This is a genomic window from Ornithinibacillus halophilus (assembly GCF_900129485.1).
GTDB lineage: Bacteria > Bacillota > Bacilli > Bacillales > Amphibacillaceae > Ornithinibacillus > Ornithinibacillus halophilus.
In genome coordinates this window covers 34,428-51,641 of the sequence record NZ_FQVW01000014.1, presented here as the reverse complement: position 1 = coordinate 51,641, position 17,214 = coordinate 34,428, and the positions used below count along the sequence as shown (strand labels likewise).

Annotated in this window: 15 protein-coding genes and 1 riboswitch; of the genes, 14 read left to right on the top strand and 1 reads right to left on the bottom strand. The window is 37.6% G+C overall.

The features are described 5' to 3' along the window. Window positions 1-50: 50 nt before the first annotated feature. Entirely contained in the window at window positions 51-1,451 is a 1,401-nt protein-coding gene (gene argH, locus BUB12_RS07875; RefSeq protein WP_072889786.1) for an argininosuccinate lyase, read from the bottom strand. A gap of 293 nt (window positions 1,452-1,744) precedes the next feature. Here argH and BUB12_RS07870 point away from each other — a divergent pair, with 293 nt between their 5' ends. The 14 genes from BUB12_RS07870 to BUB12_RS07805 all read left to right on the top strand — a co-directional run bounded on the left by BUB12_RS07870 (window position 1,745) and on the right by BUB12_RS07805 (window position 17,077). Next, entirely contained in the window at window positions 1,745-2,911 is a 1,167-nt protein-coding gene (locus BUB12_RS07870; RefSeq protein ID WP_072889784.1) for an ROK family transcriptional regulator, read from the top strand. A gap of 54 nt (window positions 2,912-2,965) precedes the next feature. Further along, entirely contained in the window at window positions 2,966-4,258 is a 1,293-nt protein-coding gene (locus tag BUB12_RS07865; RefSeq protein ID WP_072889783.1) for an extracellular solute-binding protein, read from the top strand. Window positions 4,259-4,322: 64 nt separating this feature from the next. Beyond that, a complete protein-coding gene (locus BUB12_RS07860; protein WP_084063271.1) occupies window positions 4,323-5,282 on the top strand; it encodes a carbohydrate ABC transporter permease in 960 nt (319 codons plus the stop codon). Window positions 5,283-5,294: 12 nt separating this feature from the next. Next, window positions 5,295-6,104: a carbohydrate ABC transporter permease gene (locus BUB12_RS07855; RefSeq protein ID WP_072889781.1), complete on the top strand. Its 810-nt coding sequence runs from the start codon at window positions 5,295-5,297 to the stop codon at window positions 6,102-6,104. Between the two features lie 123 nt (window positions 6,105-6,227). Continuing rightward, window positions 6,228-6,312, top strand: a riboswitch (cyclic di-GMP riboswitch). Between the two features lie 383 nt (window positions 6,313-6,695). Then, window positions 6,696-8,291, top strand: a complete 1,596-nt coding sequence (locus tag BUB12_RS07850; protein ID WP_072889779.1) for a helix-turn-helix domain-containing protein — start codon at window positions 6,696-6,698, stop codon at window positions 8,289-8,291. A gap of 94 nt (window positions 8,292-8,385) precedes the next feature. Further along, a complete protein-coding gene (locus BUB12_RS07845) occupies window positions 8,386-9,837 on the top strand; it encodes an aldehyde dehydrogenase family protein (RefSeq protein WP_072889777.1) in 1,452 nt (483 codons plus the stop codon). A 15-nt stretch (window positions 9,838-9,852) separates the two neighbouring features. Beyond that, entirely contained in the window at window positions 9,853-10,737 is an 885-nt protein-coding gene (locus tag BUB12_RS07840; RefSeq protein WP_072889775.1) for an NAD(P)-dependent oxidoreductase, read from the top strand. Between the two features lie 52 nt (window positions 10,738-10,789). After that, window positions 10,790-11,599, top strand: coding sequence for a DUF3100 domain-containing protein (locus BUB12_RS07835; RefSeq protein ID WP_072889773.1), 810 nt, complete (start codon window positions 10,790-10,792; stop codon window positions 11,597-11,599). A 15-nt stretch (window positions 11,600-11,614) separates the two neighbouring features. After that, window positions 11,615-12,067, top strand: a complete 453-nt coding sequence (locus tag BUB12_RS07830) for a hypothetical protein (protein WP_072889771.1) — start codon at window positions 11,615-11,617, stop codon at window positions 12,065-12,067. Window positions 12,068-12,431: 364 nt separating this feature from the next. Next, entirely contained in the window at window positions 12,432-13,739 is a 1,308-nt protein-coding gene (locus tag BUB12_RS07825) for a TRAP transporter large permease (protein WP_072889770.1), read from the top strand. Between the two features lie 69 nt (window positions 13,740-13,808). Then, window positions 13,809-14,891, top strand: coding sequence for a TRAP transporter substrate-binding protein DctP (gene dctP, locus BUB12_RS07820; RefSeq protein ID WP_072889768.1), 1,083 nt, complete (start codon window positions 13,809-13,811; stop codon window positions 14,889-14,891). Window positions 14,892-14,917: 26 nt separating this feature from the next. After that, window positions 14,918-15,448: a TRAP transporter small permease subunit gene (locus tag BUB12_RS07815; RefSeq protein WP_072889766.1), complete on the top strand. Its 531-nt coding sequence runs from the start codon at window positions 14,918-14,920 to the stop codon at window positions 15,446-15,448. 862 nt (window positions 15,449-16,310) lie between these two features. After that, the gene (locus BUB12_RS07810) at window positions 16,311-16,700 is read left to right on the top strand and encodes a HEPN domain-containing protein (protein WP_072889765.1); all 390 of its coding nucleotides are present in this window, start codon (window positions 16,311-16,313) and stop codon (window positions 16,698-16,700) included. Next, entirely contained in the window at window positions 16,679-17,077 is a 399-nt protein-coding gene (locus BUB12_RS07805) for a hypothetical protein (RefSeq protein ID WP_072889763.1), read from the top strand. The genes BUB12_RS07810 and BUB12_RS07805 overlap by 22 nt, the downstream gene beginning before the upstream one ends. The last annotated feature ends 137 nt before the right edge of the window (window positions 17,078-17,214 follow it).

Here is a 17,214-nt window from a genome sequence, read left to right as displayed (position 1 = left end):
TAGGATAATTAACTAACCCTAATTTCATGCTACTTAATTGCTAAAAACAATCATGACTTCCTGCGTTCAATCATTCCTCTTACAACCTCTGGATTGGTACCACCAGTAACTTTCCGTCTTTCCACAAACTGTCGTGGATCAACAATGGCTTCCCAGTCTTCCTCTTTCAATTCGACTTCTTCTAACCATTCATTAATCGTAGCAACAGGTAATTCATACAACTCTTTTTCTAATTGCGTTGCCTTTTTAGCAATAATACTAGCTTGATGATGTGCTTTTCTAAAGGACACTCCATAATCTCGTGCAAGCACATCGGCTAATTCGGTAATAGTTATCATATTCAGACGGGCTTGCTCGTAAGCACGTTCCTTATTAAAGTCCATCGTTATAATAACGGCTCTGATTAAACGTAATACGCGAAGTGCCTTTTTAAAGCCTGCATATAAATGAGGTTGTAAGTCATCCTCAGTGTCGTTAATATCTCCAAATGGTGTGTTGTGAATAATATGGATGACAGCTAATCCCTCAGCTGCCGCACTACTAGCCAGTGCACGGGAATGTTCAATAGAAACAGGATTTCGCTTTTGTGGCATGATGCTACTAATCTGTACGTATGCATCTGATACTTTAATAAGTCCAACTTCTTTGGATGCCATTCGTAAAAATTCCTGAATCCATCTCCCCATATTCGTCATTACACTGACAAGCGCTTGAGCAGCTTCAATTAGGTAGTCCCCAGTGCCGATTGCGTCATAGGAATTTTCTACTAAACTATCAAACTCAAGAAGTTCGGCGACACGTTCGCGGTTGATAGGAAATCCAGAAGTTGTGATCGCCGCAGCTCCCATTGGAGATTGATTGACCGTCAGATAGGCCTGTTCTAATCTCGCAATATCTCTCTTTAAATTATCGTGTATCGCAACCAAATAATGACCAAAGGTTGTTGGTTGTGCAGGTTGTGTATGGGTATGAGCAGGCATCACAGTCTCAACATGTAACTCTGCTTGAACAAGGATCGAATCTGCTAATGCTTTTGCGTCTTCAATCATTTGCTTTAAGTAATCTCGCAACACAATCCGATACATCGCTTCTCCCATATCATTTCTACTTTTCGCAATATGCATTTTTCCAGCTAGCTCATCACCAATTCGCTTTCCAATTTCTGATTCCACAAGAAAAAATAAATCCTCATATTCTGTTGAATAATTAAAATCATGACGATCTAGACTCTCTACTTGTTCCACACCTTCGAGGATTTTTTTCCCCTCATCATTTGTTAAAATACCTTGTTCGGTAAGCATGGTCGTGTGTGCTTTATGTACTTTAAACATCGCATCGAATAAATGCTCTTTTTGGTCATCAAAAACTGGCTTTAATAATTCATTTACATAGGTTTTTCCAGGAAAGGATAAACCATCAATGGATTGAAATTGATCTTTACTATTTATCATAAATAGCACCTCTTTACTTATAGTTTAGTAGTTTGTAAAGTTAACTTACTAATTCTAAATATTACATACATTTTAAATGAAGGGACTTGTGTTGTAAAGTTAAATATGTCATATTATTTATAGAATATAAGTTTAATATGTTATACAAAATATAATTATATTATGTTATTGAAAGCGTTGACAGTTTGGAATTTTCGTAGTATTATGTTTTCGAGTTGATAAGTTAACTTTACTAACTCGTCTTAAATCCTTACAGAAGGGAGTGGGCAAACATTACTATCCGCAACATCCAAGTGGATTCCCGTTCATTAAGGTATGTAAATAAAAAGAAGGTTTTACACTACATACAAAACAATCAGGGGCAATCTCGTTCGGATATATCAAAAGCATTACAAATTAGCAAACCTACAATTTCAACAATCGTCGATGAGTTGCTTGAGGAAAAATGGATACGAGAAAAGGAAAGCGAGAATGCCAGCTCTGTCGGGGGCAGAAAACCATTTCATATTTATTTTAATCAAAATGCCTACTACCTCATTGGTGTGGATATTGGTGGAACAAGCGTAGAACTCGCTATTATGAATCTTGCTGGTGACATCAAACAAAAAGCTAGTTTTTCCACACAAACGAATGTTGATCATCTTATCGAAGCAATTGTAAATGAAACGAAGCGTTTAATAGAAAACAGCAAATTAAGTAGTGATGAAATATTTGGGATGGGAGTTGGCGTCCCAGGAATCACAGACGTTGAAAAAGGGATAGTGATTGATGCCCCAAGCATTCGCTGGAAAAACGTATCGTTAAAAGCACAGCTAGAAGAACATCTTCCATTTCCAGTTTATATCGATAATGACGTAAATGTTGCCGTACTGGGAGAACAATGGAAAGGTCATGGAACAACCAGTAAAAATATTCTTATGATTACTCTTGGAACTGGTATTGGATGTGGGATTATTTTAAATGGATCCCTTTACCGAGGTTCTTCTTTTGCAGCTGGAGAGATTGGGTATATGGTGACCGATAAAAAGAGTGCCGAAGCGAATTATGTACATAGTTTTGATGGATATGGTTTTCTAGATAGCCATGTTGGGGGTCCTGCAATCTCAAGGGAAATGCAAACTAAACTGGATGCATCAGGTAAAGACACGAGTTGGACAGCAAAAAAGGTGTTTCAAGAAGCAATTTCTGGGGATGAAACAGCCATTGAAACGGTCAATGAATCCTTATCCCATCTTGCATTTGCACTTATAAATGTAATCTCTATTATTAATCCTGAAAAAATCATTTTAGGTGGAGGAATCTCTAAATCGATTCACTATTTCTTACCTAATCTTCGTTCTATTATTAAAAGACATATTCCCATTCATTCCGACATTGTCTTAACATCCTTAGAGAATGTTTCGCTAATTGGCGCGGGATATCTATTACTGAAAGAATATGATTCTATTTTGAAAGAATAATTGTCTAATAGGCAATTTTTCTATAAAAAATTAAAAAATCTAGGGGGTTTTTACATGTTAAAGAAGTGGCATTTAGCTTTATTCAGTGTTTTATTAATTGCTTTACTTGCAGCATGTGGTGATGATGAATCAAGTGATAATAACTCTGATTCTGATGGTGACATCACGATTAAGTATTGGCAATATGAGTTTGCTTCAAAGGTTAACTTAATGGATGAGTTAATAGAAGAATTTGAAGAAGCGAACCCTGGAATTAAAGTAGAACAAACAACTTTCCCATATGATAACTACAATGAGCAAGTTGCAGCACAAGTACCAGCTGGGAAAGGCCCAGATGTAATTAACTTATTCTATGGATGGGTTCCTTCTTATGTGGATGCAGGATATTTACAACCTTTACCACAAGAAGATTTCCCTCATGATCAAATTGAGGATGAGTTCTTCCCATTAGTTGAAGCAACTAAAATGGATGGGGAGTATTGGACAATTCCAACAGCAGTAAGAACAGCGGCATTATTCTACAATAAAGATCTTTTTGAAGAAGCTGGATTAGATCCAAACAGTCCTCCTGAAACTTGGGATGAATTAGCTGACTATGCGGTTCAATTAACGAAGAAAAATGGCGATCGTATTGAGCAATCTGGTTTAGCATGGGAGCCTGCACAGCAAGGTCACCATTGGTTAAGAGATGGGTTAACATTACAAGCTGGTGGTCAAGTATTAAGTGATGACCGTAAAAACGTCTTGTGGGGAGATTCTGATGCTGGACTTGAAGCATTTGAATATTGGTTAAGCTTCCCAACGGATTTAGGAACTTCTGAACAAGGTTTCTATACAGATGATGTAACAGCATTTGTTACAGAAAAAGCTGCCATGAACATCGATGGTTCTTTCCGTATTGGTACACTTCAAAATGATGCACCTGACTTGAACTATGCGGTAGCACCAATGCCTGGTAAAGACCAAAAATCAACAAACGCATCTTTCTGGACAAATGGTATTACGAAAGATGTAGAAGGTGAAAAACTAGAAGCTTCTGTTAAATTTTTGAATTTCTTAACTAGTGAAGACGTAATGGAAAGATGGTTAGATGCAACTGGAGAACTACCTGCAAAAGAAGCAGTTGCAATGCAAGATAAATATGTTGCTGATGAAATTTACGGAGCGTTTATCAATTCCTTACCGTTTGCAAATGCACACTTCTTTGTGGATGAAACAAAAGAACGTGACCTTGTTATCGATGCAGCAAATAAAGTATTACTAGAAGGCATGGATAAAGAGGAAGCATTTAATGAATTAGTAGAAAAAACACAAGCGCTTTATGATGATTATTGGAGCGATAAGTAAGTTGTTTTTCATGGGGATCAAAGGATATAAACCTTTGGTCCCCATCAATTAAAGGAGGTGCATCATGACTAATAAGACTTCGACATCCAACAAGCAAACAAAAGAACAAAAGGTATCTTTGTTTCAAAAGATTAGAGGAAATCATAAGCATCAACAGTATCTTTTTGTGTATATCTGTCTCTTGCTTCCGATAATATTTTTTCTAGGAATACGGATTTTACCTACATTGTTTACATTTAATGTAGGTTTTAGAGACTGGAACCTTTTATCGTCAGGACCACATCCATTTGTTGGTCTCGAGAATTACGTTGCCCTTATAAAAGATGAGGTTTTTATTAAATCAGTCGTAAATACAATTGTTTACATCGTATTCGGTGTATTTGGCCAACTGCTGTTCGGGATAATTGTTGCCCTATTATTACATAAAATTAATCGATTTGTTGGCTTTTTTAGAGTTATATATTTTATTCCATATGTAACAAGTATCGTAGCAATCAGTTGGGTATTCCAATGGATTCTAATGGGGAATGGGGTAATCAATGACTTACTGATAAATCTTGGTTTGCCACCACAACCTTTCTTAAATTCACCAGATCAAGCCATTTACGTGATTATTGGTGCTATGATTTGGCAAGCAATTGGTTTTCAAATGGTCTTATTCTTAGCTGGATTAGAGAACATACCACAAATGCTATATGAAGCAGCAGATATTGATGGTGCAACTCCTTGGCAAAAATTTTGGCATGTAACGGTGCCGTTATTAAACCCAACGATCGTTTTCTCAGCAGTTATTGGAACCATTAACTTTATTCAGGTTTCCTTTACTCAGGTTATGAATATGAGTGTCGATGGGAGTGGGGGACCACTTAATTCAACCATAACGGTGGTTGTCTATATCTATCAACTTGCTTTCCGTCAATTTGACCTTGGATTAGCTTCGGCTGCTACGGTATTGCTGTTCTTATTTATCTTGGCACTTACGCTTTTCCAAATGAAAGTATTGACAAGAAAGTTCGATTATTAAGGAGGTTGGGAAATGAAAAGTGGAAAAATAGTAACTTACCTATTATTAATACTTGGTTCCGTCATCATGTTGTTTCCGTTCATTTGGATGGTATCCACCTCTTTAAAACCACCGATGGATATATTCACATTGAATATCATTCCTGAAAATTTGACCTTTGATAACTTTATAAGGGTGTTTGAGGAAAGTCTCTTTTTAAAATGGTTTTTAAATAGTATTTTAGTTGCTCTAATTACTACGATTAGTGTCCTGTTTTTTGACACATTAGTTGGGTACATCATCGCTAAGTTTTCCTTTGTTGGTCGGTCTATCCTATTTATTTTAATTTTAAGTACGCTGATGGTACCAACAGAGATGTTAATTATCCCTTGGTACATGATGAGTTCTGACCTTGGATGGACGGATAGCTATTGGGGCATCTTATTCCCAGGATTGATGACTGGATTTGGTGTTTTCTTAATGAAACAGTACATGGAACAAATCCCGGACGACTTATTAAATGCAGCTAGAATCGATGGAATGAACGAGTTTTCAATCTTTTTCAAGATAGCTGTACCACAAGTCTGGCCTGCTATGTCTGCCCTAGGAATATTCACTTTCTTAAGTAACTGGAATGCGTTCTTATGGCCATTGATTGTTATTGAATCACCTGAACTACGAACATTACCAGTCGGGTTATCCTTCTTCTCCTCAGGGGAAGCCGAATCCCAATGGCACCTAATTATGACAGGAGCAACGATATCAGTAATCCCATTGATCATCGTGTTTATCTTCTTGCAGCGTCATATTATTAAAGGAATAACATTAACAGGAATGAAATAATTGGTGCCTGTCACTTCCCGGATTTTGTCGAATGGTAGAACTAATTCGTGTTTTTAGGTATAGAGACTCATTGACATTATTGAATTATGATAGAAAATGGTAATATAGAATAAATAAAAAAATCGTACGAAAGGGCAAATTCACTGAAAGGTGAAGACGCAAAACTTTAGGGGCTAATGTTGAAAAACGATGCCAGCCAGTTACCGAATACATCCTCCGTACGATTTAAAAATGGAGGTTTTTTGCTTTGAAATGGCTACATAAATTATTATTCTCTTATTATCGTACAATACAGCAAGACTGTATTGATGAACAGTATAGGGTAAGCCTACAAAAACGAATGTACTACCATGGGTCTAAGTTTTAGGAACCATAATAAAATTGCTAGCTACGGGATTATTTACCGTAGCTTTTTTGATAGATAAGAAATTTCTAGAGGTGTTAGTTCCGAGCAACTGTGATAAACGAACAAAAATTTGAAACTACTTTGTCTTTGTATCTAGTAATCTCATGTACAGGAAGACTTCATTCGTTGCCAGCCTTAAAGCAGCTGCTTTTCAGAATTTCTTGTCCTTATAAGAGGTGATAATAATGATGCAAAAGATAATAGAGATTAATAAAATGCTAACTCAGTCATTAGATTTAGAACAGGTATTGCGTAACATGATAGTTGCTGCCAAGGATCTAATTGAAGTGGCCGACACTTTAATCATATACTTGCATGATGACTCTACGAATACCTTGTATTTTGCAGAAGGTGAAGGAGTAGATAAAGAGATAATGAAAAATATTTCCTTTTCACCTGGGGAATCCATTGCTGGAAAGGTGTTTAAAGATCGAACGTCTAAGTTATTTCAAACAGAAGATGAGATAGATGCTTTTATGGAAAATATGGAAGAAGAAAATTTTCAAAACTACTTTGATGGTGTCTACCAGAGAAAAATAAAGAGTGTTTTTTGTGTTCCTATCCTTAATAAAGACCAATGTTACGGTGTGCTTGTTGTCGATAATTTTAAAGAAGATGGTGTATTTAATACGAATGATCTTCAATTGATTGATTGGGTCGCTGACCTAAGTGCTATTGCTATTGATAATGCAAGTGTCTACCAACGATTGAAACTAAGGAATGATCAGTTATCTCAATCGTTCATGATTCACAATCAATTCTATCACCTAATTATGGAAGGAGATGGAATTGAAAAGATCCTTTTATTACTAAACCGAATGACGAATTCAACCATCCAATTTACAGATTATGTCCATTCAGAAACAAATGTCTATCCAATTCAACGAGGGAGAGAAACATTAGGTTATTTTATTTTGGAAAAGCCGTTTGATGAGTATAAACCGTTGGATAAGATTGCAATCGAACATGCTAGTATGACAGTGGCCCTTGAATTAATGAAGGAGAGCGCTTTGTATGAGAAAGAACTCCATTTTCGAGAAGAAGTATTTAATCAAATAATAGAGGGAATCACAGAAGAAGAATTAGAAAGAATGATGCGGTACTATAACTGGGAACACAACCGGAAGATAAAGTGTGTCATCATGGAAAGAAGGGCTGGTTTCTTATGGGGAACCAATCGTCTGACGGACAAGGAAAGGTTTGTTCGTAAGGTAGAGGAAATTATTAACGGGATAACTGGTTCGCCAGCCTTTGTTCTAACTCGTATGCGACAATTGATTGTAATTATCCCGAACGGCACTGAAGAAGAATTTCAATATTTAATTGATAGAATTCAAACAAGTCTTGCCCATGTCAAAGGTTTAGTAGTGGGAATCGGAAGAGATACATCACCCTACAATTTATCGCTTTCTTACCAGGAAGCTAAACGTTCCATTGATTATGCAAAATCAAATCCAAATCGCTCTGTAGTGGAGTATCAGAAACTTGGTTTAGAACGAATCTTATATGAAGTCGATCCATCCATAGCTAATCGGTATATTGAAGACAAATTAAATAAACTTCTCGTTTTAGATACAAATATGGTCGATACGTTAAAACAATACATTGAACTCAACAAGAGTCATAAAGAAACAGCTCAGGCATTGCATATTCATCCAAATACATTATACTACCGTCTAAGAAAAGTAGAAGAAGTACTAATGATTGATTTAAATAATGAAAAGGATTGGCTTGATTTAGTTATCGCTATTCAATTATATGTGGCAAGCTACAAAAACTAAGGTAACTTTTTGTGGCTTGCCACATTTTATTAATAAATTTCAACTATTATAATAACTATTAATCATAGAATCTATTACAAAAGGAGGAGCAAACATGACACAAACATATTTTAATTATATTAATGGGGAATGGGTGCCTTCAAAATCAGGCGAAACGTACCCTAGCATTAATCCTGCCAATACAAATGAAGTACTTGGATATTTTCAAAAGTCCAATGAGGATGATGTCGATTTAGCTGTATCTGTTTCTGAAAGCGTTTTCAGTAATTGGGCAAATACTGCTGCACCAAAAAGAGGGGATGTTCTTTTTCGTCTGATTAACTTATTAGAAGAAAATCGAGAAGATCTGGCTAAAACCATTACAAAAGAAGTAGGTAAATCTTTTCGTGAGGCAAATGGTGAGGTTCAGAAAACAATTGATGCGATGAAGCAATTTAGTGGAGAAGCAACGCGATTAAATGGAGAAACTATTCCATCATATAATTCTAATATCGTCGGTTATACGGTAAGGGAACCATTGGGGGTTGTTGGAGTTGTTGCGCCATATAATTTTCCACTAGGAATTGGTATTTGGAAGATTGCTCCTGCTTTAATGGCAGGAAACACGGTAGTTTTTAAACCTGCAAGTAATACATCATTAATTAGCGTGAAAATCATTGAATTATTTGAAAAGGCTGGAGTACCAGCAGGTGTCCTAAATATGGTAACGGGTCCTGGTGGTGTCGTTGGTGGAGCGATAGGTAACCATCCAAAGATTAAAGCTGTTTCATTTACTGGCTCAACAGATGTTGGTGTTGTTCTTGGCCAAGCAGTTACACAACGTGGTGGCAAAATGCAAGCAGAGATGGGTGGAAAGAATCCTGCCATTATCTTAGAAGATGCCGATATTGATATGGCAGTTGATAGTATAGTCACGAGTGGATTTTTAGATAATGGACAACGTTGCACGGGCACGAGTCGACTAATTGTTTTAAGAAGTGTTGCTGATGAGGTGAAAGAAAAGCTTGTGAAGCGAGCGAAGGAATTAGTGATTGGAGATGGATTCGGAGAGAATGTGGATAATGGTGCAGTTATTGATGAGCACCAACTGAATAAGTATCTTCATTATGTCGATGTTACTTTAAATGAAGGTGGGAAATTAGAATACGGTGGAAAACGATTGATGGATAATGGGCTCGACAAAGGGTATTTTGTATTACCAACGGTGTTTAGTGGAATCACGAAGGACATGGCTATTTTCCGAGATGAAATATTTGGCCCAGTCATAGCTGTAATAGAAGTGGACACTTATGAAGAGGCGCTGGAAATAGCGAATGACAATGAATTTGGATTATCTTCTACAATTTATACGAATGACTTGAAGAAAGCATTTGATTTTGTAAGAAAAATTGAGTCAGGGGTCACTCACGTAAATATGCCTTCTACTTATTTTGAAAATCAGTATCCTTTTGGTGGGAAGAAAGCATCGAGCATTGGACCACGAGAACAAGGTTCAACCGCATTAGATTTTTGGACGGATTATAAAACGGTGTATATCAATCCGTAAGTGGAGGTGTTAGACGTGGAGACAGTAGGTGTTATTGGTTGTGGATTAATGGGGAAAGGGATCGTAAAAAATCTATTACTTCACAACTATGAAGTGTATGTAAATGATATTAATGAAACGGCAGTCAATGAATTGGTTGCTATTGGGGCTAAAAAAAGCGAAACAATAGAAGAGATGGTTTTAAGTATCGATACGTTAATTCTCTCGTTGCCATCACCTCCATTAATTAGGGACCTTGTAATCGAGAAGGTACTACCAGTGATGAAAACTGGTGGCACTATTCTTGATATGAGTACGAATGATGTAGAGATGACTAGGGACTTACAGAAACAAGCAAGCTCAAAAGGAATTGAATTTTTCGATTGCCCGTTAAGTGGTGGTCCAGCAGGGGCAGAAGCGGGTACTTTGACTGTGATGGTGGGTGGAAATGAAGAAGCATTCCCATCCATTCTTCCTATATTAGAAGCTGTCGGAGAAACGATTGAATATGTAGGACAAAGCGGTGCTGGCCAGACAGTGAAGTTATGCCATAACATGGTTGTCGGTGGTGTGATTGGTTTATTAAGTGAAGCACTATTAGCAGGAGAGAAGTCCGGAGTCGATAAACAGACGATGGAAAAGATTTTCCAAAAAGGTTCTGCCCAAACAAAGGTAATGGACGTGTTCGGGTCGAATATAATTAATAATCAATTTGATGATGTGAAATTCTCATTATCAAATTTGACGAAAGATATGCTCTTATACCGCAGTTTAGCAGAAGGAAACCAAACACCAACATTGGCTAGCCAGTCTTTTTATCAGCTTTTTCAAATTGCACTTAATCAGGGAAAGGGTTCTGCTGATTCAACTGCAGTATACGAATTATTTACTGAAATTTCTGGAAAGGGGGTTGGTGCTTAGCTGGCGTTACAAAATTTTATTTTTAAATATATAGAATAATGGAGGGATAACGATGAGTACAGAAATGGTTTATGGGTTATGGAAAGACTGGCGTCTGCATGTCGTTGTATTATTAATTGTTGTCTTAACAGAGGCTATCGGTACATTCCAGTTTACGGTTGGACCAGGTGTAATTATGTTGTTACCGATGTTATACGCATTAATCATAGGTCTTATTTTATTTTTCACTCCAGTTGTTAAGGAAAAACAATCAAAAAATGCAGAGCCAATCATTGTTTTAGGAGTATCCTTATTATTAGCGAAAATTGGGGTTATTATTGGGCCATCCTTACCAGATATTATTGAGGCTGGACCAGCATTATTATTACAGGAATTAGGTAACTTAGGAACTATTTTGATTGCTTTACCTATTGCTGTAATGCTTGGATTAAAGCGTGAATCCATTGGGATGACGCACTCAGTTGCACGTGAGCCGAATGTTGGACTGATCATGGATAAATACGGGATTAGTTCACCTGAAGGTCGCGGAGTAATGGCAGTATATATTTTTGGTACCGTATTTGGTGCAGTGTTTATGGGACTAATATCAGGATTTTTAGCAACAATAACTCCTCTCAGTCCATTGTCATTTGCCATGGCATCTGGGGTTGGTAGTGGAAGTATGATGGCCGCAGCAAGTGGATCACTAGTTGCTGCATTCCCTGCTCTAGAAAATCAGATTGTAGCCTTTGCTGGTGCTAGTAATTTACTGTCATTATCAACAGGTCTATATGTCAGTATTTTCATAGCCTTGCCACTGACAGAGAAGTTCTATGGAGTATTAACACGTAGAAAAAATAATAATGGAAAGAAAGCAGCATAAGGGAGGAGGAGAACCATGCTAAAAAATATTCAAGAATGGACATTCATATTGGTAATTTTCGGATTTACTGCAATCATTGGAAACTGGGCGGGATATGATATTCTCCCCCTTGATGCTATACCAGGAATGATTGTATTGATACTAGTTTGTTTAGCTGGTTTTATTTTAAATCAGCTTATTCCGATTAATTTCCCGAGTATAGCTTATATAGCTATTATTGGGGTTATCGTCTCCATGCCTTGGACACCAGGTTCAGAATATGTAGTGGAATGGACTTCTAAAGTGGAACTATTAGCACTTGCAACTCCAATTCTTGCCTATGCTGGTATCGCGATAGGGCGTTCTTGGACAGATTTTACAAAGTTAGGTTGGAAAACAATCGTTGTCGCATGTCTCGTACTGTTAGGTACATTCATCGGATCCGCATTAATTGCAGAAGTTGTATTACGAATTCAAGGTATTATTTAATTAAGTGAATAGATGAAAAAGAAAAAGGAATTACCCTCTCTGTTTAAAGGGGAATTCCTTTTTTTATGCTGAATTAACAACATACTGACACTGAAAAGTTATGTCATTATACGAAAAATAAACATTCTGACAATTTTTGTAAATGACCTAATTCCCCCTAATCCCCTCTAGTAAATCGTTATAATCAGATGTTTTTTAACCAGAGAGTGAATTTATTATGTAATTTTAAAGTTTTATCCGTTTTTTTGTCGTAATATCGCCTAAAATCTAAATTGAGTAATTATTTTAACTAATGTAGAATTGTTAGGGTACTTGGTCACTTAACAGCTTTGTACAAACAGAATTAGAATGGAGAGGATAGAGATTGAGTGTTGAACTAATCGCCTTACTAATGTTCGGATGTCTCTTTCTAGCATTATTTTTAGGATTACCTGTTGCTCTAGGTTTGGGTGGGACTGCTGTCCTGTTTGCATACATATTTACTCCCAATACATTATTGGCTGCACCAAGCGCCTTTTTCTCGACACCATGGCAACATATTTTAGTTACTGTTCCGTTATTCCTATTTATGGGGAACCTCATTCGTTTTTCAGGGATAGCAGAAGCCGCCTATGATGCGGCATATAAATTGGCAGGGCATTTACCAGGTGGTTTAGCTGTTGCTACTGTCCAAGTTTGTACCATCTTTGCTGCTATCACAGGAATTACTCCTCCAGCTACAATTACGATGGGGCAAATAGCCTACCCTTCTATGATGAAGTATAACTATCATCGTGGAATTGCGATTGGATCAATCGGGGCAGGCGGAGCGTTAGGAGCCCTCATTCCTCCAAGTGTTCCATTTATTTTCTACGGATTATTAGCAAATGAATCAATAGGGGCTTTATTTTTGGGTGGAATCATCCCAGGATTAATGCTTGCTATTATGTATTCCATATACATAATCATTCGTTGTAAAGTTCAGCCAGAGATGGGACCAGCGTTACCAAAGGATGAGCGATTTTCCGTTGGTGAAAAAATAACGGCTATTGTTAAAGTTTGGCCATTTATGGTACTAGTTTTCTTAGTCTTAGGTGTGATTTGGCTTGGAGTCGCAACACCAACAGAAGCTGCTGCATTTGGTGCCGGTGGTGCATTACTGATTAATCTAATCTATCGTAAGCTTACCTGGGATATATTAAAAGATTCGTTAGTTTTCACAGTTAAGCTCACTGGGATGGGACTATGGATTTTAATCGGTGCAAACCTATTTGTAAACGTTTTTAGTGCTGTTGGTGCGCAAGATGTTATTACGTCCTTAGTCACTTCTATGCCAGGTGGTAAATGGGGCGTCTTGTTTATGATGATGTTAATCATTATGGTACTAGGAATGGTGATGGATGACTGGGCAATCATTATGCTCGTTACCCCACTATTTGTTCCAATCTTAAACATTATGGATATTAGTACACTTTGGTTTGGTGTTCTATTTATTGTAAATATCCAAATTGCTTACTTAACACCTCCATTTGGCTTTGTGCTCTTTTGGATCAAAAGTATACTGCCAAAGAATGTTTCGATGGGGGATGTGTATAAATCAGTTACACCATTCATATTGATACAAATTTTAGCTTTAATTCTAATCATACTCTTCCCAGAATTAGCAACCTGGCTGCCAAGTACGATGAAATAGGTGGAAGACGATTAGAATGATCGTTTTGAGAAACATATTTTTAAAGGATTTTAAGGAGGAAAATAATACATGAAGAAGTATTCGATACTTTCATTAATGGGATTACTTATCTTGTCGATTGCCTTAGTTGGTTGTCAGTCAAGTGAAAACAATGATTCTAGTTCTAGTTCAGGGGATGATAATTATGGTCCACCTGGAGAAGTTACAAAATGGGTGATGCAACCTGCTTTCGATTCATCGGATGCTGGTTGGGATAATGGTGTTGTTCCTTGGATTGAAGATGTAGAAGAAGCAACAGAAGGAACCGTTGAAATTGAATTATTACCTGCTGGTTCTGTGACAAGTGGAGATGAAGCATTTGGAGCAGCTGTAGCAGGAATGACAGATGTTTATGCTGGATGGGCGTCCGTTTATGGAGGAAATATGCCTGAGGGAATGTTAGCCTTTGGAATGTCTATGGGAGCTGATACCTCGGAAGAAGCTTGGGAAGCGATGTGGGGCGATGATTATCGTATCGGTGATCTTGTTCAGGAAGCAGCTCATGAACTTGGAATTCATTGGGCAGGTTGGACGAATCAAGGGCCAAATGCCGCATTTACGAATTTTGAAATCAACCAGCTGGAAGACTATGAAGGACGTAAAATGAGAGCCGGTGGACCACAAGCAATTTTCTTAGAAGCAATGGGCGGTGTTCCAGTTTCTCTTCCAGGTGGAGAAATCTACATGTCTATTGATCTAGGTACAATTGAAGGAACGTTCTGGGATACTGGTGGTATTGATGATATGAAATTCCAAGAAGTCGTGGATTATGCAATTCTACCAGGTTGGACACCAGCACAACATCAGGAAATTTTCGTGAACTTGGATTCATGGAATGCACTAAACGAATGGCAACAAGACCAAATTGAAGGTATTTTTGAATCGAACTATTTCAAAACAAGTGATATGCACACCGATAATGTGGAAGAAGCATTGGAAATATTCGAAGCAGCTGGTGGAGAAATTATAACGCTAAGTGATGAAGAAGTTGCGAGAATGCGTGAAAAAGCAATTGAAGATGTCTGGCCAAAAATTGGCGAGCAAAGTGAATTGAATGCTGAAGGTGTGGAAATCTGGAAGCAATTCCTACAAGATAAAGGGAAGATTGAGTAGATAGTTAGAAAGTGAGGCATCGTACTATGATGAAGGCTTGGAACAAGGTAGAAAACTTTATCGATTCTCTTAGTGAATGGTTAGGGAAAATCGGTTGGGTAATTATCTTTTATGTGATGGCCTTTGGTCTATTTGACGTTATTATGAGGTACTTTTTCGACTCACCTTCACTGTGGATTTCCACAACGATTCAGTATGCTATGGTTCTTTTAGCCTGTGTATCTGGAGCGTATGCGTTAAATAGTGGTTCCTTTGTTAAACTGGATATTTTCTATGAAAAATTTCCACCAAAAGTGAAGGCAATCGTTGATATCCTCACATTTTCATTAACATTTCTATATTTATATGTATTGATTACGAAGGGAATTGAAGCAGCACAGGCATCATTCATGCTAAAACAGGAAACGCCAACAGCAGTGCCAATCCCACTGTACCATCTGAAGGCGATCATACCTTTTGCAGCATTTTGTGTCTTGCTGGTAGCGATTAAGAAACTCGTAATCGACGTACGAATTGTGCTAGGTTATCATCAAGTTGATAAAGTAGAAAATAATTAATAATAAAGCCAACCTCTGCTGTGTAGTGGAGGTTGGTTTTTTTGTGGAGGAGGACTCGCTCCAAGGGGGTGTAAACTCGCTCACCGCGGGTGTGGAATCGCTCCACAAGGTTGTAAACTCGCTCGCGGCGGAGTAGAATTCGCTCCACCAGGGTGTAAACTTGCTCGCGGCGGAGTAGAATTCGCTCCACAAGGTTGTATTCTTGCTCGCGGCGGAGTAGAATTCGCTCCACCAGGGTGTAAACTTGCTCGCCACGGGTGTGGAATCGCTCCCCAGGGGTGAAACTCGCTCGCCGTGGGTGTGGAATCGCTCCCCCAGGTTGAAACTCGCTCGCCCCGGTGTAGAATTCGCTCCACCAGGTTGAAAGTCGCTCGCCGTGGGTGTAGAATTCGCTCCCCAGGTTGAAACTCGCTCGCCCCGGTGTAGAATTCGCTCCCCCAGGTTGAAAGTCGCTCGCCCCGGTGTAGAAATCGCTCCCCCAGGTTGAAAGTCGCTCGCCCCGGTATGGAATCGCTCCACCAGGTTGAAACTCGCTCGCACTGGTGTAGAAATCGCTCCATGGAGCAGAAAACTTGTTTCTTGATGATTATTTAACTTTCCTATATTTTTATTTTGAATGGGCTTTTTAAAAGTAAAATTGAATTTTCATAATTACAAATGTAATAATATTATTATTTTGTAATTGTTAATGGTTTCAAAATTGATTAATTCCACTGATAGCGTTTTTTGACATATAATTTCCTTTTTATTATCTTATACCTAATCCCTCTTGACATCATCTTTATGGAAACCTCATTATTACTTCAAATTAATTTTCACATATGATTAACAACTTGATAAATACAATAGAAAGGAGAATAATATGAATAGAAGGGACTTACAAAAACTTGCTGAAATTCGATTAAAGGAAGCTACGATTCTATTTGAGGCAAAATGTTATGCAGGAGCTTATTACTTGGCTGGTTATGTGATTGAATGCGCACTAAAAGCATGGATTGCTAAAAATACGAAGAAATATGATTTTCCAGATAAAACAATTGTTAATCAAATCTACACACATAATGTAGAGAAACTAATTGGGGTAATTGGTGCGAGGGTTCCAAAAGAATTTGAAATTAACTGGACAGTTATTCGAGATTGGTCTGAAAAGGATCGTTATGAAGAGCATACAATGGAGGAAGCAAAAGATATGCTTAAGGCGATCAATGATCCAAATGAGGGGGTATTGAGATGGATAAAAGAACATTGGTAGAGAAAGATTTTAGAGAAGGAGCATTGCTAGTAAAAGAATTAGATAATGCAAACTTCCCTGTACATGCAGCACTATGGTTATACGATCTAGACCGAGAGTGTTGGCGGCTGATCATTGCCTCAAAATCTTATGATCACACTGGTCCTGCTAAAGCATATCGAAGTATAAATGATGTACTGATGGAGTTAAGGCAAAATAATCAGGATTATAACATTGATTTAAGTAACATTGTATTTGTACGTACAAATGATCGATTAATTGAAATACTAAGCACAACGATTCATACGGGACCAGATAAGGTGGCAGGAATAAGATTTTCAAGGAATGCAATTGAAAATTACTATATTGAAGATGCGTATATTTATAGAATCGCATAGACTTGTATATCATAGAATTAATACAATTCGGATTTGTAGATAACTCCCTGGATGAATAGTTAACTTAATTAACAATATTCCACCTTTCTATATAAGTCGGTTGTTCCACGCTCCACGAGATCTCGAATGTGCTCGTT